The organism is Bacteroides sp. Marseille-P3684 (genome assembly GCF_900291465.1).
In the GTDB taxonomy this organism is placed as follows: Bacteria; Bacteroidota; Bacteroidia; order Bacteroidales; family Bacteroidaceae; genus Phocaeicola_A.
This window is the reverse complement of record NZ_LT985808.1, coordinates 179,784-203,419: the sequence shown is the minus strand read 5'-3', so window position 1 is coordinate 203,419 and position 23,636 is coordinate 179,784. Positions and strand designations below refer to the sequence as shown.

The following is a 23,636-nucleotide window of genomic DNA, read 5'->3' as shown; positions in this document are numbered from 1 at the left end:
TGGTCCAGCACCGTTATATACAGCAATAGCGACTGTCACTATAAATCCCAATAGTAGCAGTCGCTATTGTTTTTTCAGTTAATCCGGAACCGGACATTCACCTTACTTCACCCGATAAACCACAAAGCTTTTGGCGGCGATGACTGTGCGGACAGTATTGTCCGTCGGGATGAGGCGGCCCTCTTGAGGGACGATGCTGGTCGGTGCATCGAGTGTGTTGTCCTGCTCATAGGAACGGCAATCGAGCGTCAGGGTACCGACTGAATGGAGGCGCTTCATGCCCTCGAAGCGGAGCACGATGTCCTTCGGGCTATCGGTCGTGTTGATGACCTTGACGATGTATTCACCCGTCTGCTTGTCGACCACGGCACTGGTGAACAGGCCATCTTCCCCTTTGGGCGTCGGTGTGGAGAGGGTAGCAGGGATGACATTCGTGCCACAGTTGCGGGCGTACATCTGCTGCACATAGTAGCTCACGGACTTCACGCAGCGCAGGTTGTCGAACCAGATGAGGTCGGGACGCCACTGCCAGCCTTCGACATGTGCGAACAGGGGAGCGTAGGTTGCCATGTGCACGACGTCGGCATTGCGTTCCAGTGTAGTCATGAAGGCTGCCTCGTAGAGCGATGCCCCGGCATGGTTCCATTTCATGTTGCGTCCGTGGTCATGGCAGGCATACTCGCCGGCAAACACCTTCGGACCGCGGCGGTCATAGTTGTCATAACGGTCCATGCTGTTCTTGAACCAGTCGACGGGGCGGTAGAAGTGTTCGTCGACCAAGTCGGCTTTCTGCTCACGCATCGCCTTCCAGCCCAGTTCGAACATCTCGCCCTCGGAATCGGGACCCGATGTGCCGATGATGCTGATTTCGGGGTGTGCCTTGCGGATGGCGTCGATGAAGAACTTCAGACGCTCGAAGTAGAACTCGCCCCACTGCTCGTTGCCGATGGCAATGTACTTCAGTCCGAACGGAGCCGGGTGTCCCATCTCGGCACGCACCTTGCCCCACTCGCTGTCAGCAGGACCGTTGGCAAACTCGATGAGGTCGAGTGCATCGTCGATGTAGGGTTGCAACCCTTCGGCAGAACATTCGGCATGTGCCTCCTCCTTGTTCCAGTTCTGATATTGGCAGGCCATGCCCACGTTGAGCACGGGCAGGGGAGCGGCACCCAGCTCTTCGCTCAGGAGGAAGTATTCATAGAAGCCCAGTCCGTAGCTTTGGAAATAGTCGGGATAGTAGCGGTCGGTGAAGGTCGACTCCCAGCGGTTCTTGTTCAGCGGACGGTTCTCTACCGGTCCCACGGTGTTCTTCCACTGGTAGCGTGTGGCGAGGTTGCTGCCTTCGACGATGCACCCTCCGGGGAAACGGAAGACACCGGGATGCAGGTCGAAGAGTGCCTGTGCGAGGTCCTTGCGCATGCCGTTCTCATGCCCCATCCAGGTATCTGTTGGGAAGAGCGAGACATGCTCCAGGTCGACGGTACCTGTGCCCGAACGGTGTTCCGGGTTGGAGAGGAAGATGCGCAGGTTGGCTTTTTCGATGGTCCGTGGAGAACGCATCACGAGGGTGTACTTCTTCCACTCGCGGGAGTCGATGGTGAGGTCTTGGCTGACGAATGCCTGCCGGTTCTCCATTGTGTTCTGGTCGATGAACTGCACCAGGAGCGTCACAGGCTTACCGTCGGGGACACGTGCCCACACCGAGAAGCGGTAGTCGTCGCCTGTCTTCAGCCCGATGCCGAAGAAGCCTTCGTTCTGGATGCCGGTCCACATGTCATTGTGTCCTGCCCAGGCAAGGCGGACATAGTGCGGGTTCCGTTCAAAGGGGCCGTCGTCGCGCAAGGTGACATTGCCGAACATCTTCCAGCCCATGTAGTGGTCGGGGGTAAATTCGAACGAGCGGTTCTTGACCAGTTCGGCATACAGACCGCCGTCTGCTCCGAAGTTGATGTCTTCAAAGAAGATACCGTACATGGTCGGTTGGATGGCTGCACCCACCTGGCGGGTCTGCACCGTCACGGTGTTTTCTTGTGCATGGAGGACCGGAGCTGTGGCTGCGAGTGCCAGCCCGGCTAGAATTGAGTAGATTTTCATGATGTAAGTGTTGTTTTAGTTGACGGGTGGACAGGAAACAAGCCGACGGGGGAGGATGGTCCACCCGTCTACTTGTTCCTTGTCCGCTGACTCACGAAAGTACGGAGAATAATTGAGAATATCACACTTATCTCCTATTTTCTTGTCCTCCCGGTCAACTAAAAACACTTCTTAATGCCCGGCGTTCACTTACGGACGCAGACACCCACGCGACGGGTCATACTGCTGCCCGAGGCGTCAGTTGCCGTCACATTGTAGTAGAAGATACCTTCTGCCAGGCCGGTGCTTTCCATTGTCAGACGGCTGCCTTCGATGACAACGGTCTTGTCGCCCTCGACAGTGAATGTCGGCTGTTCAAAGCCTGCAAACAACGGGGCTGCATCGATGGTGATTTCTTCGTTATTGTCGGCGTAGTAGTGAGGCACCGACATCCAGTCGAGGTATTCCTCCAGGTTGGTATAACCGTCCTTGTCGGGGTCGGCGTTAGAGTCGCTGAAGTCACCGGCAGCAGACTTCGGGTTCGTCCCGTGCATCTCCTCCCACCAGTCGGGCAGTCCGTCACCGTCAGTGTCGAAGTCGGCAGCCCGTTTCTCCTCAGGATATTCCTCATAGCCGCCGGCATCCTGTTCGTTGTCGATGATGCCTTTTGTCTTGCCGACGCTACCGGTGTAGGTATAGGACCCTTCGAGGGTTTCACGCACGATGCGTTGGTCGTGTTCGTCGAAGAGCGGCATGTTGCAGCCCACGTCGGAGAGTGTCGACTTGTAGGCATCCTGTGCACTTTCTACTTCGGCATACGAGGGGAAGAAAGGTTTGTCTACCCACACTTCCCAGTCGAGCACCTGTCCGTTCGAAAGTTCGTAGCGGCGGAGTTGTTCGTTGTCGGTCACCAGCTTGCCGTCAGTGTCCTGACGGACGTTGCCTTCGCAGTAGTAGCTCTGGGAACCCTTGCCGACGCCTTCGAGCTGTGCACGGAGGATGAACTTCTGAGTGGTCGACGGTCCCATCTTGTAGAAGTTGTTCACGAAGTTCACTTCATGGGCGCCGCCGTCAGTGGCACGTCCCGCCCAGTTGTAGACCACGTTGTTGAAGATGTCGAGTGCTCCGGCATAGAATCCGTTGCCGTCGAGTCCGCCGCCCATGCTCCAGTTGCGTCCTGCACAGTGGGCGAGGAGGTTGTGGTGGAAGGAGCCGATGTTGCCGCCGATGGTGGCTGCATAGCCGTGTCCCTTGCCTTTCTCGTAGTTCTTGTGCCCGGCGACGTTGAGTGCTTCGGAGATGAGGGTGTGTTGCAGGGTGATGTTCTTCGCGCTGCGTGAGCTGAATGCCTCGTCGATGGTCCAGCTGATGGAGCAGTGGTCGGTGATGCTGTGGTCGGCTCCTGCCATACCGATGCCGTCGAAGGTCTTTCCTCCACCCAGACGGACACGGATGAAGCGACAGATGCCGTCAGGACCCACTCCGAAGGGTGCGCCCTTGATGCAGATGCCTTTACCCGGGGCAGTCTGTCCGGCGATGGTCACATAGCGTGAGGAGCAGGTGAGGCGCGACTTCAGCGTGATGACACCCGAGACATCGAACACGATGGTGCGCGGACCGATATCGTTGGTGATGGCTTCGCGGAAGCTGCCGGGACCGTCGTCGTTGAGGTTGGTCACATGGACCACCTTGCCGCCGCGTCCGCCGATGGCAAACCGTCCGTAACCCTCAGCTCCCTCAAAGGCGAGGTGGCGCGGGCGGAAACTCCAGACATTACCCCGTGTCAGGTTGCCGGAAGCATCTTCTTCGTCAATGCGCCAGTAATACCGGTCCAGGTTGTAGAGGTCGCTCAGGGCGTAACCGGTCTGTTCCTGTACTCCTTTATAGATGGTCCGGTCGCCGGTCGATGCCTGTGCCACGGCGAGGGAGTCGGTGCCTACATAGACATGGTGCTTCACGGCTTCTTTGCCCGGTGTCCATTGCAGCGTCAGTCCGTTGTCGGCATCAGCGTGCATGTCGTCGTCGGCAGGTGCGGGCTTTTGAGCCTGACGGAGGATGTCGGGTGTGTCAATCTCCACACCGTTGAGGTAGACGGCACGCTGTTCGGCTTCAGCCTCCCGCGCCTTGAAGCGGAGCATGACTTCCTGTCCGTCCTGCTCCACGTTGACCACGGTCTTCAGCACCAGTCCGTCTTCCCGCGTCAGCACCCGGCAGGGACATGACTGGTTTTCGTGGACGAGCTGGTCGCCGGCATAGACGTCGAATGCCGGGACGGTGGTTCCTTCAGTTGCCGAGAAGTTGTTGTGATAAGTCTGTACGACATGTTCCCCTTTGGGCAGTCCGGTGATGAGCAACTCCAGCTCATCGCCGTTTTCCACATAGACACCGTCGCTGATGAGCTTTGCCAGTGGGTTCTGTACGCCTGCCTTGTAGTAGCCGGAGTGCAGCGTAGCCTCGTCATTGCCTTTCACCGCCATGACGATCTGCACACCTCCGGAGAGTTGCAGGGTGTCGGTTTTTTCACCGTCGATTTCCCACGGTGTGAATTTCACTTCGTTTACTTCTGCCACGCTGCGTCGTGCCACGTTGCAGTCAATCCGGTACGTCGGTTGAGCATCCTGTACCGAGGTGGCGCAAGCTGTCAGAAGCAGTGCGCTGCCCAGCAGCAAATGTCTGGCTTTCCTTTCATTCGTTTTCATAGATGGATTTTTTAGGCGTTCTATTTTTCCGCCAGCCCGGGTAGGAGTTGGTTCTTGCCGACTGATACGGAGAGCGTATGCGGAACATTAGTCAGGTATCTTAAATCAGACTTTCGGGAGTACAGGAGGTTTAATCATGCACTCAACTTTCGTAAGGTGGTAGCGGACGGGTTGCAAGGAAAAGTCAGACGCCCGGTCAGGCATCCTTCCGGTTTGCAGGCTGCAATGTGCAGTGCCATTCGGGTGGGATGTCCTGACCGGGCGTCTTGGATGGACGATGACCCGGTTAGGTCCTCGTATGCTTATTCTTCTTCAGCCGATGGGGCAGCGTAAGGCACGACCACCTCCCGTCCGGCAAGTCCGTTGGCGAACCCTCCGTAGGTCGGTTTGCGGCTGTTGCCGAGTGTCCAGAGTCCGACGGGCTGTCCGCCTCTCCAGGAAGAGCTCTCGGGACTGTCGGTGGTGCACCACTGAGTGATGCCGTACTGCTGTGCCACCGGGATGATTTCGAAATACTTCTCGATGATGAAGCGGTAGAATTCCGCCATCTTCAGCTGTTGTTCATAGGTGACGTCCTCTGTCTTGATGGCCTCTCCGAAAGCCTTTTTGGTGATGCCCATATCCAGCTCGGAGATTTTGACGAGTTTGCCCGAAGCGGCGAGCAGTTCGAACATCTTCACGATGGAAGCCTCCTGCCGTTTCTGGTCAGCCTCGTCGAGGATGTAGCTCACGTGCATCTGCGTACCGATGCCGTCAATCTTGGTCGCTCCGTCCGATTCCCACCGTTTGATCCAGTTGATGAGGCTCTTCGCTTTCTTGTTGTCGTCCCACCAGGATTCCAAGTTGTAGTCGTTGATGAAGAGTTTGAGGTCGGAGGGGTTGCCACCGTGCTCGGCAAAGTGCTTGCGTGCTGAGCGGATGACAATCCGTACGTAATCGAGGTCACCCAGATAATCCTGCCAGTAGAAGTTGTTTTTGGCATCCTCTGCGGAAACATTCTTATTGGATTGCAGGTCATAGAAACCATCGTTGTCATTGTCTACTCCGGAGACGGATTCATTGACAGCATCCCATGCTGTGACATATCCTCCGGTGGCTTCCATGATACCATTGATCCAACGGTCCATTGCCCAGGTGAGGGTGTCTTTCTTTTCTTGCTCAGTCAAAGGAATACCTTCTACCTTGCGTTGAATCCCGAACTCGATGTCATCGAAATAGTACGTATTGGCTTCTTTCAGCACGGCGAGGTTCCAGGCGATGGTCTGCATGCCCGATGTCCCGGCTTGCGCTTCACTGACGGTAAATTCCTTTTCGAAGGTCTGCCATTTGGTGGTGAAGTTCACGCTTACACCCATGTCATAGTGAATGTAAGCACCGGGCGCTGCGTGAGCCTGCGATTCAGAACCTGCAGCTTTATCGGCACGGTATTTGAATGTCAGTTTACAGATGTCTCCGGCGTGCAGTGTCCGGTTTGCCTTGACAAAGAACTGGGTGCTGTAGCTGTTGGCCGGGTCATTGCCTGATTTCACGACATAGGCATGTCCCTTGCCGTCAGCACCCGTTCCGGCTGCACCGATGGTTGCGTCGTGGGGACCGCCAATACCTTGTTCAGTCGCGAAGAAACTACCTGCTTCACTACCTTCTGCATTGCCGTTGGTGAGCATGTCTTCATACCAAGTGGTTGTACCGGAGTTGCCCAAAGTTTCGATTTCATACGAGATGTCTATCCAGCTCACTTTAGTCCAGTGATTGATGTCTTGCTTGTCAAATGAGGAATTGACAATCAGATTCTTGTCACTACCGGCCTCTTTCAGTGTGACATCATCAAAATACAGATCTCCTCCCAGCTTGCCAAAACAGAAGCGCAGACGGTCAATTGTTTTTTCGGGAGTGAAGTTAATGGTATTGTCCGTCAAGTCTTCGCCGGCTGTGATGCCTGAGAACCCATAGTGGGTATTATTGCCGTCTTTCAGACCCGGCCAAAATGATATGGTACCCGGATTGGAACCTTTGGCCTTAATGGTCAGTGTATAAGACTTTCCTGGTTCCAATGTCTGGTCGAGGTCATAGTAGATTTCATAGTCCCAAGCATTTGTTTTTGGATCTCCGGCGTGGATGTGAAGAGCTTTATTTCCGCCGGTGGGGTCTACTGGAATAGGCTTGTTGGCTATGAGGCTGTTCAGGTATTTGTTGTTCTGCTGTGAGTGCCAGCAAAGGGTGTGACCGTAGATGGTCACACCGGCAGCCTTGGCAGCTTCTACAAACTTTGTCACTTTAGAAAAGTCCATAATGCCGTTGTCCGACACACAGGAGGCATATTTCATGGCATTTCCTGCCGTGATTTCGTCGAAGTTGCTGACAACCATGCTGCGTACCAGTTCTCCCTTCAGAAAGTCATCGGCGGAGACTCCTGCTCCCAGTTTGAAACCGGGATGTGCACTGCGGTCTATGTAGCTTTTCAAATTGTCATACGCATTCAGATATTCATATTGCGTCAGACTTTCCGGCTTTTCCGTTTGGAAGTCGGCAAACTTATCGTCGGCGCATGAGGCGAATGCCGTGAGCAATGCCAGGCCGATGTATGTTGAAATCTTGTTATTCATAGTCTGTCCTTCAATAATTATTTAGCGATGTACTTAGGGGTGAACAGTTCCATCTTGTTGGTACCTCTTGTCTGTAGGACAAGGGTGTCTTTTGTTGCAACTTGTTTGATGCCATAGTTGATGGTGTAATCCAAATAGAGGGCATCACGGTCTTTGTTTCCCCAGGCTTTCTTTTCACCTTTAGGCTCGAAGTGGCCTTTGCCGCTGGCAGTGATGCCTTCCGTGTCAGAAGTGATGCTGCATCTGTTCTCTTCATCGAACGTAAGCAACAGATTGCAGGTTATGCTGCTTCCGTCGGCGAGCTTGGTGCTCACAGGGAAATGGCAAGTCTTCAGAGAACGTGTGGTGACATTGCAGATTTCGTCTTTTTCAACGGTGGCTCCATGACGTTTTATGGTTGAAGTCTTGCCGTTTTCCGTGATGTTGTCTGTTCCCCGGCGGAGATAGGAGGCATGCCAAGGATTGATATATTTCACGCAGTAGAGTACATAGTCCATCGGGAGTACATCCCAATAAATAGAATTGGTACGTACGGGACTTTCACCCTCCACTAACGGTTTGCCGGTGAGTATGCGGTCTGCTCCGGTTTGGCTTTTCATGACAATGGGAATGACATAATTGTTCTCCAAGGCTTTTTCGTCGGCAAAGAAGGCATCAGTCAGTTGCACTTCTACGCATCCCCAGTGCTGACCTTTATAATCAATTTTGTTCCCGGCGAGCTTGTAATAGTTGGAAGGCATGGGGAGCACCGGTGAATCATTTTCGAAAAACAGGTTGTCGCAAAGAGAGTTGTCTACCGCAATGTCGATGGTGATGTTTCTTCCTCCATAGGAACCTCCCATGGTGGAATAGATCTCACATTTATGCTCGCGGTCAAGTGAATTGTTGACGACCTCATCATTCCCCAATACAATCGTACGTACGGGATATTGGTAAGCGAAGTAGACAGAGGTGCCTCCTTCGTAGTCGGGAAACGAGTTGTCTGCATTCTCGCAGGCGGAGAAAGCTGTCAGTACGCTTCCCAACGCTATAGCAGTTAATAGTTTATTCATAATCAATTTGTAATTGGTTTTAGTAGGATTACCATCCTTGGTTCTGTTTCAGTTCACTCCATTTTAACTTCTCGTTGTAGGGGATAGGACCGTAGTACATATAATCCTTGTAGTTACGGGCTTCTACATTGATAACTTTATAAGTCAGTGCATTCCCGTTTTTTTCGATTTGCATGCCTTTGGCTTCTTCGGTCAGAGGCATCTTCCAACGGCGGATATCCCAGAAACGTTTATTCTCAAAGCAAAGTTCGATGCGGCGTTCGTTGCGGATGAGCTGTGCCATTTTCTCTTTATCTCCTTTGACGCTTTCCAGATAGGCATCTCCGTTGTCTGTTCCCACTCCGGCACGAGTACGGATTTTCTTGATGACATCGTACGCACTGAATCCGTTGCTTCCTTGTCCGGTCGGTCCCCAAGCATCATTTGCAGCTTCAGCATAGGCGAGGAATATCTCCGTATATCGGATACGTACGGGGATATGCTTTTTCGCGTTGAGTGAACTGGGGTTCGGGTTACAGTCTTCACGTAAAAGTTTGCGCAGGTAGTAGCCGGTCCGGGTGGAAGTGTTCAACTGGTTCAAACCGTTGTCTTGCTTGTTGTCAGCATCTGCATAGAGTCCGGTGATGATGGCCTTGTCTTTGAACTTTGCACCGTTGTAGATGATATACTTACTCAGACGTGGATCTCGATTCTCATAGGGATTGTTGGCATTGTATCCGCTGTTCGATTTGTCGGTGATAGGGTATCCGTTAGCCATGGGGAATGCATCCACGAGGTTCTGTGTCGGATTGATACGCCCTGAGCCGTACAGCGTAGGTGGGAAGTTATTCTTTTCTTGTGTGATACCGATATCCCAATCGTCGGTACCTTGGCTGATGTTCCCGCGCCAGAGGATTTCCGCTGTCACTTCACCCGATCCCAGGTTATCCAGTTCATCGGTGTTCATGTACCAGGTATTTCCTTTCAGGTCAAGTCCTGAAATGCCACCGATACGTTTCAAGACGGTTGCTGCATAGTTTGCTGCAGTTTCGGAAGTCACGCCCGAAGCGTCTCGGTAAGCGGGGCTGGCTGCCAACAATGCGACTTGTGCTTTGATGGCTTCTGCAATTTTAGCCGTCAACCGTCCACGTTGGTAGGTTCCGAATACCAGATTGTAGTTGCCCAGCTTGGCGCCCATATTCTGATATTTGGCAGGAACATCACTGTCGCTACTGATGTTTTCGTAGTCTGTAGGCAACAGTTCGATCGCTCTGTCCAAGTCTTCGAAAATCTGTTTGACGCATTGCTCGAACGGTGCGCGTGGTTGATTGAAGTTCGAAGAGTTGTTTTCGGGTTCAAGTAGCAATGGAACTCCCAGCAATTCTCCGTTCTCCGTACGTCCGGCATGTGCCATCAGTAGGTAATAATAGTTCAGTGCACGCAGTCCGTAAGCCTCTCCGCTCAGTTTGTCGATAAACATAGCGTTGGTAACTTCATTGGCTGCCCAATTGACATTCTTGACGATGCTGAGGAAAGTATTCAGATATTGGATGGCAGCTTTGCGTGCTTGCCATTGTTCCATCGGGTTGTTATTGGCAGCCCATGCACCGAGTGCCATTTTGGAGTAGGCACTCTCTTTATCGTTGGTCACAGCATCATCGGTTGCCACGTCGCTTACACTCGCATTTTCATACGGCAACATGGCGTATCCATAGCCCAACAGGCCTACGGCGTAGTTGGGGTCGGTGAGCATTTCTTCCACACCGCGATTGTTTTCCTGCGCCGGTTCAAACATGTCGTCGCAGGCGGAAAGGGAAGCCATCAGGGCGGTGGTCAATAAAATATACTTTAGTTTCATTTGTTCCGGTTTTAAGTTAGAATACAGCTTTGACGCCGATATTGTAGAATCTGGTTTGAGGAGCACTGCCTACATTCATTTCCATGTGTTTGCGCTCTTTGGAGAACGTGAGCAAGTTGGCGCCGCTGACATAGGCGGACAGGTTGCGGATGAATGTATTGTGCAGGATGCTCTGAGGCAGGTCATACGTAATCTGTACTTTTGCCAAATCAAAGCGGTCGGTCTTGTAGAGCCAGTAGTCAGACGTACGGAAGTTGTTGCTGGCACTCTTGGCAGACAAACGAGGATATGTGGCAGTTTCGGCTGTAGCCTCAGTCCAGCGTCCACGGACAATGGCAGAATATTTGTCGTCACCGTCTACCCAATAGTAGGAGCTGTTCTTGATACCATATCCTCCGAATCCACCGGTTCCCAGTGCAAAGAATGTGAAGTCCTTCCACTTGGCGGTGAGGTTGATGCCCAATGTAAAAGGTGAACCGTACCATCCTCCTTTACCCAGGTAGATTTCATCTTTGTCGTCAATTACGTTGTCACCGTTCTGATCTACGTATTTGATATCTCCCGGACGTACTGTGCTGCCCAACTTCTGTTCCGGAGAAGCGGCAATTTCTTCTTCATTGCGGAAGAGACCGTCGCTTTGGAGTCCCCAGATACCGTCGATGGGTTTGCCTTGACGATAACGGTATGCATTGTCGTAAATCTCATCGCGCTTGGTAATCTTGGTGTCGTAGTATGTACCGGATACCCCCAAAGATAAGTCAACCTCGCCAAACCGCTTGTTGGCATTGATGCTGAAGTCAAAGCCGATGCGACGGTTGTTGTTGAAGTTCTGTACCGCCATGAACGAGGCGTCAGGATAACCGGTGTTCAGGTGCGATGGATAGAACGTCGGCTGGTCGATCAGGTAACCTTCCATCGAGTTGATAAAGAAAGAGGCGTCTACGGTGACCAGTTTTTGCCAAAGGGAGGCTCTCAGGTTGGCAGAGAACTCCTTTCGTTGGATGAAAGACAGGTCGTCATTCTCTCCGCGGGTTGAGATGGTGTATTTACCCGCAGGACCATCATACCAGGCATAACCGTCGTTTTGGGTCCATACAGCTTTGTAGAGGTAAAACTCGTTGTCTCCGACAGCCAGGTCAATGTCCTGGTTCAGGATACTTCCCGAAACGCTGAGCATCAAGTCATCAATGACAGGAGAATCTTTCAGGAATCCTTCTTCACTCAACCGCCAGCCTAAGGTCAATGAAGGCGATAGGGCATTGCGGTGTCCTTCTGCAAGTTTGGCAGAGTGGACCAAGGCCGCATCGAAGTCTGCATAGTAGCGCTGACGGTAGTTGTAACCCAGTTGCAGGGCAAGGTTGGCATTACTGATGCGGTGGTATTGCTGTGAGATGGTCTGCTGATAGCCATTGGCTATAAGCATGCCTGAAACATTGTGTACACCGCCGAATGTATTCCGGTAGTTGAACTGCCCGCTGAAAGCAATGGTCTGCTTGTCACTGCTTCCACTGATGTTTTGTGTGCCGGGCTTTTCGTCGTTGCCTTCCTTGGAGAGAGCTACGATGACATCCTTTCCGTTGTAGTTGGCCCAGGTGGGAACGAATATCGCATACTTGTTGTCGAAAGACGTTGTGTATGACGTTGCATAATCGACTGCAAACAGGGCGTTGAATGAAAGTCCTTTCAGCACCTTGTCCAGATTGATGTCGAGTCCGGCATCGAACTGGAACTGTCGGCTGGTCCATTTGCTACTGCCGGCTGCATAGTTGTCGGCAAACACGTTTGTTGAATTTGCCTGGCTGCCTGATAGGAAATATTTTCCGTCAATGATATTGGATGTTGTGCTCAGCAGTTCCAGTGCGCTTGTCGCATTCGGGTCGATAAGAGCTACCGGAATGAGCGGGGAGGCGTTTTGTGGAAAGTTCGGCCGTGCCGTAGCTGCGGCATTCCAATAATCACCTTTGGCATTTTGTGCATTGTAAAAAGTGGCGTTGGCATTGATGTGGGTGCTGATGAAGCGGTTGATGTCCACATCCACATTGCCGCGCACATTGAAGCGGTCAATCATGTTGTCCTTGGCTTCACCGAAATTGAGCAGGTCCCCAGCACGGTAGTAGCTGACGTTGCTGTAGAAACGGGCACGCTGTCCGCCGCCTGAAATTTCGGCTGTCGCTTCCGAACGGTTGCAGGCCTTCTTCACATAGTCAGAAGAATAGTAGTTGATGTTCGGATAGCGGTACGGATTGATACCGGAACCGTGGTTGTATATCTGCTCGGCTGAATAGAGGGGCTTGGCAGATGGGTCGTCATTGAGCAATGCCTCGTTGTAGAGGGTCATGTATTCAGCAGAACCCAGATATTCGGGGAAGGCCTTAGCCACGTTGAAACCGGTATTGGCGCGTAGGCTGACTCTCAGACCGCCCGCATGGCCGCGTTTGGTACTGATGAGTATTGCGCCCTTGGCAGCACGACTGCCATAGAGGACTACCGCTTGTGCTCCTTTCAGGAAGGTGATTTGTGCAATCTCCGAAGGCATGACATTGTTGGCTTCGCGGGGTACCCCGTCGACCAGAACCAGATAGCCGGCATGGTCTCCGTCCATTCCCCACAGGGAATTACCGTTCCAACCTCCGATGTAACCTTGCATGTTGTCCAGGCTGTAGGTGTTGTAGTTCTTTTTGGTCAGTTCTTCGACATTGACCACAGAAACTCCTCCCAAGAGGTCCTTTTGTGCCATCTTACGGAAGGCGACTTGTACCTCCGGACTTTCCTTGCGAGCCAACGAATCGGTCCCTTCTTCGTCGGGTGTTTGTGCATAGGTCAAGGCAGGTGCAGTGACCAGCATGCTGCAAAGAATGAATTTGGATTGTATATATTTCATTAGTTGTTCATTTATGGTTAAACATACGTTGATGGGATGTCTCTGCCATTACCAGCCAGGGTTCTGCCCGTAATCTCCATAAAGGTAGACATCATTGTCAGGCAAGGGGAACCAGTAATGTTTCGTCCCGAATACACGTTTTACAAGCAGACGCTTGTGCCAGTTTGCCACTTCTGCATCAGCCGGGTCATTCGTCTTATAGAAGTCGGGATTTTCAACGCGGTCGAATTCCACGGCATATTTTTCGGTGTAGGGCGATTCGGTCAGCAGCAACCAACGTTGCAGGTCGTTGAAGCGGAATCCTTCCATAGCCAGCTCGACGGCGCGTTCACGACGTATTTCATCCATGAACTTATGGTTGTCTGCCAAGTATGCCGGTTGTACACCTTCGGCACCGCAACGGGTGCGGATTTTGTTGATGGCATCCAGAGCGGTCAGTTTGCAATTGTCGGCTTTGGCGGACGGACCTCCCAGTACTGCACAGCTTTCAGCATACATCAGGTAGATGTCGGCGAGGCGCATGTAGGGCAGGTAAGTGTGCAGGTTGCTTCCCCAGTCATATTCCTTGTCCCCTTCATTACAGGTGTGGGGGACGAGCTTTTGGAAGAAATAGCCGGTACGGCTGCCCAGGTCGGCAGAGCGCATGTCTGAACCGGTTGAGAGATTGCAGTAAGCATAGGGCTTTTGGGCATCCGACAGCTTGTCTTCTGCCAGCACATAATGGAAACCGTCAAACACGATATCATGATAGAAGCGAGGATCACGGTTCTTGAACGGATGGCGTTTGTCAAAACCGGAGTTTGGGTCGTCGATGGGAAGTCCGTTTGCCATTCCGTACATGTCTACCAGGTTCGCTGTCGGCAGGTGGATGATTTTGTCATGGGCGACCAGTCCTGCGACTTTTGGACCCCATAGCTTTGTCATATTCCAGTTACTGCCGTTATAGTCCGAGGATGGTCCGCGGAAGATTGCTTCCACGGAACCCGGCATCAGCCAGTTCTGACGGACGGTGTAGAAGATGTCTGTGAAACAGCTTTTGGCTGACGTTGCCTTCTCGTGATTATAGATATTTTTGTAGTTGTATTCAGCTAGAGCGTACTGTGTCTGTCCACTTTCAACCAAAGAGAGCAGTTCGCCAAAGGCATTGGCTGCCTTTTTGCAGAACTCTGTGTCATAATCGTAGGTCTTGGTTCCGCCCAACTGTGCTCCGTTTTTCATGAGCGGACTGCCAGCCCACAGATAATTCTTGCCCAGATAGCCGAGTGCCATGATTTTGTTGATGCGGAGCTGGTTCTTTCCCTCCGTAGCTTTTCCCGGAGCCACGTTGTCCCAATTGACAGGGAGCAGGTCTGCTGCCCGTCGGAAGTCTTCGCCTGCTTTAGTTGCACACTCCTGATAGCTGAGGCGGGGCAGAGTCAGCTCTTTCGTTGCGTCGAGCACCTGGTCGATGTAGGGCATTCCACCCCAATACATCATGATTTGGAAGTGCCACCATGCACGGAAGAAATAGAGCTGTCCGGCTATGAGATTCTTCTCTTCTTCTGTGCCGGTCATTTTGTCCAGGTTGGCAAGGCCGACGTTGGCTTTACGGATACAATACCAGGCGTGAGGCCAGAGTGAGTGTTGGAACTTATCGGTCGATGCCGGATTGCTTGGGTTACGGTACAGCCAGCATTGTCCGTTGGTCTGCCAGGCACGGAAGTTGCCAAGATCAGCTTGGTGGGTCATGTGTGCATCTCCCATGGAGTTGAACAGTTCATCATCTCCCCAGTTCCAGGAAGTACAGTAATTGTTCTTCTCTTTGTCCGGAATACAGTTGTAGATTTCTTCTATGAAACCTTGGAAGTTGCGGAAGTTCTTGAAAGCGTCGTCTTCTGATACCGTCGATTCCGGGGCCTTGTCCAGGTAGTCTTCGCAGGAGGTCAGGGGGAGTCCTGCTGACACAGATAACAAGCCTGCACAGAAGAGCGTCTTGTATATAGAGTGTTTCATCGCGTACATATATTATAAAGTGAATTTGATTCCGAGGTTATAACGCTTCACCGTGGGGTAGGCACCCAGATAACCGGCACCGGAGAGATTGGCTTCACGGTCGTCAGGCATGCGTGTCCACAACCAGAGGTTGTTGCCATTGAGGTAGATTTTCAGGTTGTTCAACCCCAGTTTGTGAATCCATCCCCCGTCCCACGTATAGGCAATCTCGACATTCTTCAGACGGATGTATGAACCGTCATACAGGAATTGAGTACCTTCGTTGTAATTGGGTGTAGAATTCCAGCGCGGAACGACCACATCAGCATTTGGGGTATCCTTGGACCACCAGGTGCCGTTGTCATATACCGTATTCAGCTTGCTGCCGAAGCTGGTCAGGGTCACGTCGCGGGTCACATTCGTTACTCCATAGAACTGGGCAAAAGCACTGAAGCCTTTCCATTCGAAGCCGATGGTTGCGTTGTAAGTATTTTCCGGTTGGTTGGTATAACCATAGGGAGCAGAGTCTTTGTTATCCACTACACCGTCACCGTTGAAGTCTACGATATAGTGGTCTCCCACGAGGCGTTGGCTGTCGTTGGCATCGTGGGCCGGAGCAGCATACAGCTGGTCGTAGGTCTGGATGAAGCCGTCGTCGATGTAAGAGTTATATTGTCCCACACCATGTCCAGCAGCCTTCTGGTAGGCAGGACGCAGTGCCTGGTCATCTTTCACCAATACGGTGTTTTTAGCATGTGTCATGCTGAAATTGCCCCATAGATGGAGACCATTGGCATAAGTCTTGTTGAGGCGTACCTCCAGTTCGTAACCGCTGGTGCGGATTTTTCCTTTGTTGACAGTCGGGGGAGTTCCTCCGAAATAGGAGGGGATGGAACGGTCCGTACCGAAGACGAATATGTTGGAGCGGATGTCCCGGAAGAATTCCAGGTTACCAGCAAGCAGACCGTCCAGGAACGAATAGTCAATGCCGACGTTCAGCTTGCGTACTACTTCCCAATGGATGTCCTCGTTGCTGATGGTGGCCTCCCTGTACCAGGTATAGATACTTCCCGGGGTTGAATGGTTGAGGTCCATGGTTGTCTGCCCTCCGTAAGTCCATTGGCTCATGTACAGCCAACGGCGGTTGGAGTCGAAGGGGTCGATACCCAACTGGTCAGAACCAATCTCGCCGTAGGATACACGAATCTTCAGCATGTCGAGGATGTGCTTTTCGCGCAGGTAGTTCATGAAGCTCTCTTCGCTGACCATCCATCCCAGTGCGCCGGAGTTGAAGAAGGCAAAACGATTTTTCGGGCTGAACTTCTCGGAACCGTTGTAGGCACCGTTGTATTCCACGAAGTAGCGGTCTGCCCAGTTGTAGGTCGTACGGAATGCCCAGTCTTCACGATAGGCAGGCATCACGCTTCCCCGTGCATTCTCTTGACGGCTGAAGAGTCCCATGGCAGTCAGGTTGTGTTTGCCAAAGCTGCGTACCCAGTTCAACTGTGCCTGGTAATAGAGGTTGCGGACGGTCTGTCCGTTGTCCACCTCACCCGGAGCCGTGCTCCAGTTGACGCCCTGATGCCAGTCAAAGCCATTGTTGGTGTCGTAAGATTGTTCGTAGCGTGCCTGACCGGTGTCCGGATCGATCCATTTGCGTTGTGCGTCGTTATAGAGGTCGTTGATACCGCGGTTGTTTTCTACAAACTCATTGTCCCAGGAGATGGTGGCACGGGCTGATAGACCCGGAGTGATGAATTTCAGGTCCTGCTCCAGTGTGAAATCCGTGTTGATGCGGGTTGTGGTGAGTCGCATGGTACCACCCAGTGAGATGTTTTCGGCAGAGTTCGTCGTATTCGATACCAGCGGGTACATACCCCAACTTCCATCGGAATATTGCGGGAGAAATACATCGGGGGCAATGTTATAGGCTCCCGACCACTGCTGGCCGATTTGCCATTCCGATTGCCCGGTGTTTTGCCAGGGCGCCTTGCGGATGCCGTTAGAACCGGCAAGATTGACCTTGAGGACTGTCGTCTTGGTCAAGTTGAAATCCAGGTTACTGCGCACGTTAAGTCGGTTGTATCCGTAGCCGGAATTATAGCCTCGTCCATTATCATAGATTTTGAAGAGGTCTCCTTCGTTCACATATTCGGCGGATGCAAAATATTTCACAAAGTTTGTACCGCCACTGATGCTCATGTTTGCACGGTAGGACATGGTGTTGTCCTTGAACAGGGCCTTCTGCCAGTCGACGTTCGGGTAGCGTTCGCGTTGCTCTAGAGTTGTCTGGTTGCGGTAGTTGTCGATGAATGATTGCGGACGCACATATTCCCAAGAGTCAGGACGGAGAGCCAGTTCGTGCTCGATGGCTGTGTTGCGGAGCATGAGTGCATCATACGAATCATATTTATTAGGCAGTTTGGACGGCGATTTCAGTGTTGCATTAAAACCGATGTCGATTTTTGCACTACCTTCCGCGCCGCGTTTGGTGGTGATGAGGATGACACCGTTGGCACCTTTTACACCATAGACAGCTGTGGCAGATGCGTCTTTCAGGACGGATACGGATTGCACGGAGTTGATGTCTACTGAACTCATCGGACGTTCGATGCCGTCGACCAGAATCAGCGGAGCTTCATTGTCGTTCCAGGAACTGGCACCGCGAATGGTGATTTTCGGTTCTTCATCTCCCGGCATACCGCTGCCTGTCATGGTCACCACGCCAGGGAGGTTACCGGTCAGGGCCGCTCCGATGTCTGACACACCTGCTGCACGTTCCAGCACTTTTCCTGTAGTTTGTGTAATCGCCCCCACCACGGAAGCCTTTTTCTGTTGGCCGTAACCCACGACGACCACTTCGTCGAGTTGTTTGGTGTCATCTTCCAGGGTGATGCGCATCAAGGTGTTGGGGGTAGCCTTCACCTCTTTTGATTTCATGCCCACGAAGGACACCACCAGAACGGAGTTTGATGACGGCACGTTCAGCGAGAATTGGCCGTCGAGGTCGGAAATCGTACCGATTGATGTATTGCCTTTCACGACAATCGAGGCGCCGATGATGGTCTCCCCGTTGCTGTCGAAGATAATTCCTTTGACCGTCGGCCCCTTTTGGGCAAATGCTCCCAGGCAGCAGAACAGCAGGAGCAGGAACAGGCAAGGATAACGTTTTTGTATTCCTACATTTTTCATTTCCATTAGTTTAAGATGTTTGTTTTTTCACATTGTTTGCTAGTCATCAGCGGTTGGGGAGTTTGTCTAGCCGCTGTCGAGCACATCCTTCTGTTTCATGGTTCAACATTCGTTAGTTAATACTTGCATGGTTTATTTTCACGTGTACGGGGCGTTCCGGTCTCATGCGTAAAAATGACAAGATGGATTGCCCTCGGGGAGTAAGTCGGTAGTGTCTGAAAAAAGGATTAAAATGGTTATCGGATTATAAATCGTTCCCTGCTCGGCGGCTCTCCCGATGTGTTGCCTGTCCGGTTGCGCACACGGTGGAGGACTCAGGCTTTCGAGGCGACCCTTTTGTGGTTTTACCGACGGAAGGGATGCCGGACGTGCACTCTTTATTTTACCATTCTCATGCATTTTCGTGGCGGCCGCGCAGATGTTCATATTTCGAGACATTGCCGGGCCAGTGGAGAAGGTGCAACGAGATGGATGCAGCAGATGGAGAGCGGCTGCATCGGTGAGGTGGGTAGTGGTAAAGAGCAGGTGGGGCGGACGAACGGAAACGTTGTCTGCCGGAGAGATATTGTAATTGTTGCCTAAATGCTCGTGGGGAGGGGTAAATGTTTGATTGAGAGGTTGATGTCCTTCCAGATGCCAATAGATGCCTGCCAGGCTATGTGCTGTACATGCAGCAGGGACAACAGCCGGACGCTCCGCACCCTTATTGTAAGGAATGCTTGTCGGCCTTTGTCGGTTTTCATGGCTTGTCCTGCCTTTCTCACGGACGGACTTCAACAGGTTATGTCTAACACACATCTTCATAAGTATATTTATTAAGCGGACCTTCCTACTGCTGGAGGTTATTATCCTTTTTGTTGACAGATGTAAACCTTCAACGAGGTCGGTTCTTTCATGGACTAGGTCTATTATTTTTATTGTTAGTGTTATGCTAACACTATAAAAGTAAGAGATTTACTTCATTTCTCCAAGGAATACGGGCAGATTTTTGAGGCTTTGTGTTGGATTGACAGTTAGATGCACTTGTATCAGGTCCGGTTTCTTGTGAAAATTGTTCCTTTTCTTTATCTTTCTACTTTCACGGATTTCAAACCCTTCTGAGGTCTGTTTTCTGTTCGTAGAATATACAATAAGCTTTTTCTGTTTTGAGAAGAAAAGTTCCCGGTGCTGTTTGCGGGAGCAACTCGGAAGACATCTCGGGTGAGAACAGTCTCCGCACATCGGCAGAACCAAAGGATGGATTGACATTTTGTGAGGTCAAAAGCCTTATTTACTTTCCCATTTTCCTGAAAAGCCATTTTCAGCTAACGCACATTTTTGAAAAATCGACTGAACTAGCGATGGAAAGTTAAATTGCATTTGCACTTTCCTTCTGTAGGGCCCATTGCATTTTGATAAGTTAACGGTTAACACAAGTGTTTGACGTCCCAAACAATATTGTTTCGCATCTCAAACACTTGTGTTTGGTTCGTCAAACAATATTGTTTGAAGAGTGAAACAATATTGTTTGCTCTCTCAATGTAAAGAAAATGGAATCGCAATGAAAAAATACGGACGTTTGCTCTCTGGAAGAAGGGCAGGATCGTTCATTTTTGAACTGTTATAATGTGGAGTATTTTCTCCTGTGAGTACTCTGTGTGCTACCAATTGCTCTGCATGCAGGGCATAGGGAAAGGAAACGATTGGATTTGGTGTGAAAATGTATTTTGCAAATCGTCCGAGAATGCCCGCAAGATCATCGTCCCCGTCTTTAGCTCCAACGAAGGCCTCTGTGGAGTGATTCATTTGACATTTTGACAAAATGACAAAGTGATGGGTCACTGACGAGCGTAGGCAGGTGGTTTCTCTGTCTGGATGGCGTGCGCGTATATATAATAAGGTGTAGGGGTGCTGTGAGTGGGGGATGAGGGCTGTGATGGGCGGCGGACTATTCGGACTGTGTGGGAAAAAGATAGGTTAGTAGTGTTAAAAATGAATATAGATACAAAAAATAATAATTATTATTTGTTTCTATTGCAAAAATAGTCGTATGTTTAAAGCCATTCAGAATAAATGATGTTAAAGTATAGAGAGACATTGACAGAATTATTTTGAAAATAGTTAACAGTAGTTTAAACCTAAATCTTCCAGAATTACCATGAGAAGAAAAGACAATGAATGGAAAGGAACGATGCGCGTTCCATTGCTCTGTGTCTGTTATTTATTTGTGACACAGACGGTTGTTTCAAGTCCTAGTGGGGGGGGGTAAATTCCCATCTGCGATTATTGGTCAAGCTCCGGTAACAAGCGTATCTCAGCAGCAGAACCGTGTGGTGACCGGAGTAGTTTATGGCTCTGACGGAGAAACATTGCCTGGGGCGACTGTCACGGTAAAGGGTCGGAACTTCAAGGGAGTAATAGCCGATCTAGATGGTAAATTTACCATCAGTGTGCCGGATGATGTGAAGGTCTTGGTGATTTCTTATGTGGGCTATGAGTCGTTTGAATTGATGTTGGGCAAAAAGAATGCCTACTCCGTCACACTGAAAAACAATTCGAAGATTGATGAAATCGTGGTGACGGGCTATCAGCAATTGAAGAAAAATGCTTTCACAGGTAATGCCACCGTGGTTACCAAGGATGAATTGCTGAAAACCAACAACAAGAATGCGATTGCGGCTCTGCAGGCTTTCGAGCCTTCTTTCCGTCTGAAAGAGTCCAACCTCTGGGGCTCTGACCCGAATAATCTTCCTGAGTTTACCATTCGGGGTGAGAGTAGCATCGGCATGAACCGGGGGTTGGATGTGGAATCTGCCCGTCGTTCACAGCGTACGAATCTGGCAGACAATCCCAACTTGCCTATATTCATTTTGGATGGTTTTGAGGTGAGTGTCCAGAAGATCTATGACATGGATATTAACCGGATTGAGAACATGACCATCCTGAAGGATGCGGCAGCTACTGCACTTTACGGTTCACGTGCAGCCAATGGCGTCATTGTGGTGACTACGGTTGCTCCCAAACCGGGTGAACTTCGTGTGGCATATAATTTCACAGGGGGAATGGAATTCCCGGATTTGTCAGACTATAACCTGTGTAATGCCGAAGAAATGCTGGAAGTGGAACGGTTGGCCGGTTACTTCACCGGTGAAAACAAGGCGGGGCAGATTGATCAGGATATTCGCTATAATAACCTGATGAATGAAGTGCGTCGCGGAGTGCAGACTGACTGGCTGGCGCAACCCGTGCGTAATGTGTTCAACCAGACTCACAGTATGAACCTTTCGGGAGGTGTGGAATCCATTCGTTACAGTGTAGACTTGAACTACAATACGCACAATGGTGCCATGAAGGGCTCGTTCAGGGATGTGTATGGATTGGGACTTACGTTGGACTATCGCTACAACAAGTGGCTTCAGGTCATGAATCAGGTGACCTACACGGTGACGAAGTCTGAAAATTCGCCTTATGGTGACTTTTCGCGTTATACCATATTGAAACCTTACTATGCTCCTTATGATGATGACGGTAATCTGGTGGAGACTTTGATATCGTCTAACAATGTAGCTAATCCGCTTTATCAGGTACGCTATTTGGGCAGCTACTCCGGGCGTACGTCCTTGAATGACCTGACCGATAACCTGATGGTCAATCTGTATTTCACGGATGACTTCTTTTTCAAAGGCTCGTTTTCTGTCACCCGTACAGATTCCAATGCCGAATCTTATGTTGATCCTAAGGACCCCGCCTTCCTGAATGCTCCGAGTAAAGAAAAGGGGACACTCCAAACGGCGGGCAGTACCTCGTATAATTGGAATGTAAATGCCTTGTTCTATTATAATAAGGCGATAAAGAAACATTTTATCAACGCAACGGCAGGTCTGAATGCTCAGGCCAGCAAAGGTACTGATACGAATGTTTTATACAGGGGATTCCAATTGAGCAATTTGCATTCGCCCAATTACGCGGCTGAACAGCCCAATAAAACCCAGGTGACTTTGAATGAAGACCGTCTGGTGGGCTTGTTGGGTGCATTGAATTATTCCTATGACGATATTTATCTGGCCGATTTCTCATTTCGCATGGATGGTTCGTCCAAGTTCGGGCAGGACAACCGTTTTGCGCCTTTCTGGTCAGCCGGTTTGGGACTGAATATCCACAACTATGAGTTCCTTCGTAACAATCCGGTCATCAACACTCTCCGTGTGCGTGCTACTTATGGTGTGACGGGTAATGTCAGTTTCCCGTCCTATGCAGCAGTCTCCACTTATCAGACGTCGGATGACTGGTACACCTCCACGCCGGCGAATACGCTGATCGCGTTGGGTAATCCGGCCTTGACATGGGAAAGGACTGGAACATGGGATTTTGGCATTGCGTTGGAACTGTTTAGACGTCACTTGTCCATCGAAGCGAACTATTACCGCAAGGAAACTACCGACCAGTTGTCCCAGCTGAATATCCGTACTTCATCCGGTTTCGAGACATTCTATACGAATGCAGGGACGATATTGAACAAGGGCTATGAATTGAAGATAAACGTGGTGCCTTATCAGGACCGTGACTGGACGGTGGCGTTGAATGCGATGGTGGCTGCCAACAAAAACCGCATTACCGAGCTGGGACAGGATGCGGCAGCCTACAACCAGAGGGTACAGGATTTCTATGCCGGTAAAGGCGAACATGCGGACAATGCTGAGTATGCTGAACTGAAGTATGTGCCGCTGACGCAGTATTACGTCGGGGCATCCACTACGGCTATCTACGCAGTACCTTCATTGGGCATCGACCCTTCAACGGGTAAAGAGATGTTCCGTAAACGCGATGGGTCGGTGACGCATACCTGGAACTCGGGAGACATAGTGGTGTGTGGTGACAAGAGTCCGAAAGCGCAGGGTTCATTTGGTATCAACATTGGCTGGAAGGGAGCCTATGTGAACACGACCTTTCTCTATCAATGGGGAGGGCAGGACTATAATGAAACACTCCTGTCAAAAGTGGAAGAGGCCGATATTGAGAACAGTAATGTAGACCGGCGTGTGTTGACCCAGCGTTGGCAACATCCCGGGGATGTGGCTCCCTACTATGACATGAAGTCGACGGTGAAGACACAGCCTACGTCACGTTTTGTGCAGGATAACAATTACCTCGCTTTCAGTGGACTTTCTCTGGGATATGATTTCAATCAGCGGATTGTGCAACGGCTGCATCTTGCTTCCTTGGGGGTTCGTTTCAATGCCAACGACCTGGCTCGTTGGTCTACCATCCGCGAGGAAAGGGGTACGAGTTATCCGTATGCGAAGAATTATAGTTTTACTCTGAGCCTCGGCTTTTAAATCTTGAAATGTT

General features: G+C 50.9%; 10 protein-coding genes. 1 reads left to right on the top strand and 9 read right to left on the bottom strand.

All coding sequences use genetic code 11. The annotated features are described in order from the left end of the window. Window positions 1-102: 102 nt before the first annotated feature. The 9 genes from C8275_RS00815 to C8275_RS14535 form a co-directional block, all read right to left on the bottom strand. Complete coding sequence (locus C8275_RS00815) at window positions 103-2,094, bottom strand: alpha-L-arabinofuranosidase C-terminal domain-containing protein (RefSeq protein ID WP_106483703.1); 1,992 nt, start codon at window positions 2,092-2,094, stop codon at window positions 103-105. Window positions 2,095-2,279: 185 nt separating this feature from the next. Beyond that, window positions 2,280-4,772, bottom strand: coding sequence for a thrombospondin type 3 repeat-containing protein (locus tag C8275_RS00810; protein WP_157948116.1), 2,493 nt, complete (start codon window positions 4,770-4,772; stop codon window positions 2,280-2,282). A gap of 302 nt (window positions 4,773-5,074) precedes the next feature. Further along, window positions 5,075-7,375: an endo-1,4-beta-xylanase gene (locus C8275_RS00805; protein ID WP_106483701.1), complete on the bottom strand. Its 2,301-nt coding sequence runs from the start codon at window positions 7,373-7,375 to the stop codon at window positions 5,075-5,077. A 17-nt stretch (window positions 7,376-7,392) separates the two neighbouring features. Continuing rightward, window positions 7,393-8,427 carry a DUF5627 domain-containing protein gene (locus C8275_RS00800; protein ID WP_106483700.1) on the bottom strand — a complete coding sequence of 345 codons (1,035 nt, stop codon included), beginning with the start codon at window positions 8,425-8,427 and terminating at the stop codon, window positions 7,393-7,395. A 28-nt stretch (window positions 8,428-8,455) separates the two neighbouring features. Beyond that, window positions 8,456-10,264: a RagB/SusD family nutrient uptake outer membrane protein gene (locus C8275_RS00795; protein WP_106483699.1), complete on the bottom strand. Its 1,809-nt coding sequence runs from the start codon at window positions 10,262-10,264 to the stop codon at window positions 8,456-8,458. A 16-nt stretch (window positions 10,265-10,280) separates the two neighbouring features. After that, window positions 10,281-13,145 carry a SusC/RagA family TonB-linked outer membrane protein gene (locus C8275_RS00790; RefSeq protein WP_106483698.1) on the bottom strand — a complete coding sequence of 955 codons (2,865 nt, stop codon included), beginning with the start codon at window positions 13,143-13,145 and terminating at the stop codon, window positions 10,281-10,283. Between the two features lie 48 nt (window positions 13,146-13,193). Beyond that, complete coding sequence (locus C8275_RS00785; protein WP_106483697.1) at window positions 13,194-15,137, bottom strand: RagB/SusD family nutrient uptake outer membrane protein; 1,944 nt, start codon at window positions 15,135-15,137, stop codon at window positions 13,194-13,196. A 12-nt stretch (window positions 15,138-15,149) separates the two neighbouring features. Then, window positions 15,150-18,314 carry a TonB-dependent receptor gene (locus tag C8275_RS00780; protein WP_199881832.1) on the bottom strand — a complete coding sequence of 1,055 codons (3,165 nt, stop codon included), beginning with the start codon at window positions 18,312-18,314 and terminating at the stop codon, window positions 15,150-15,152. A 1,509-nt stretch (window positions 18,315-19,823) separates the two neighbouring features. Continuing rightward, window positions 19,824-20,093 carry a hypothetical protein gene (locus C8275_RS14535; RefSeq protein ID WP_157948115.1) on the bottom strand — a complete coding sequence of 90 codons (270 nt, stop codon included), beginning with the start codon at window positions 20,091-20,093 and terminating at the stop codon, window positions 19,824-19,826. Between the two features lie 524 nt (window positions 20,094-20,617). On the opposite strand from C8275_RS14535, the gene C8275_RS00775 reads away from it, so the two are divergent. Further along, window positions 20,618-23,623, top strand: coding sequence for a SusC/RagA family TonB-linked outer membrane protein (locus C8275_RS00775; protein ID WP_234395675.1), 3,006 nt, complete (start codon window positions 20,618-20,620; stop codon window positions 23,621-23,623). The last annotated feature ends 13 nt before the right edge of the window (window positions 23,624-23,636 follow it).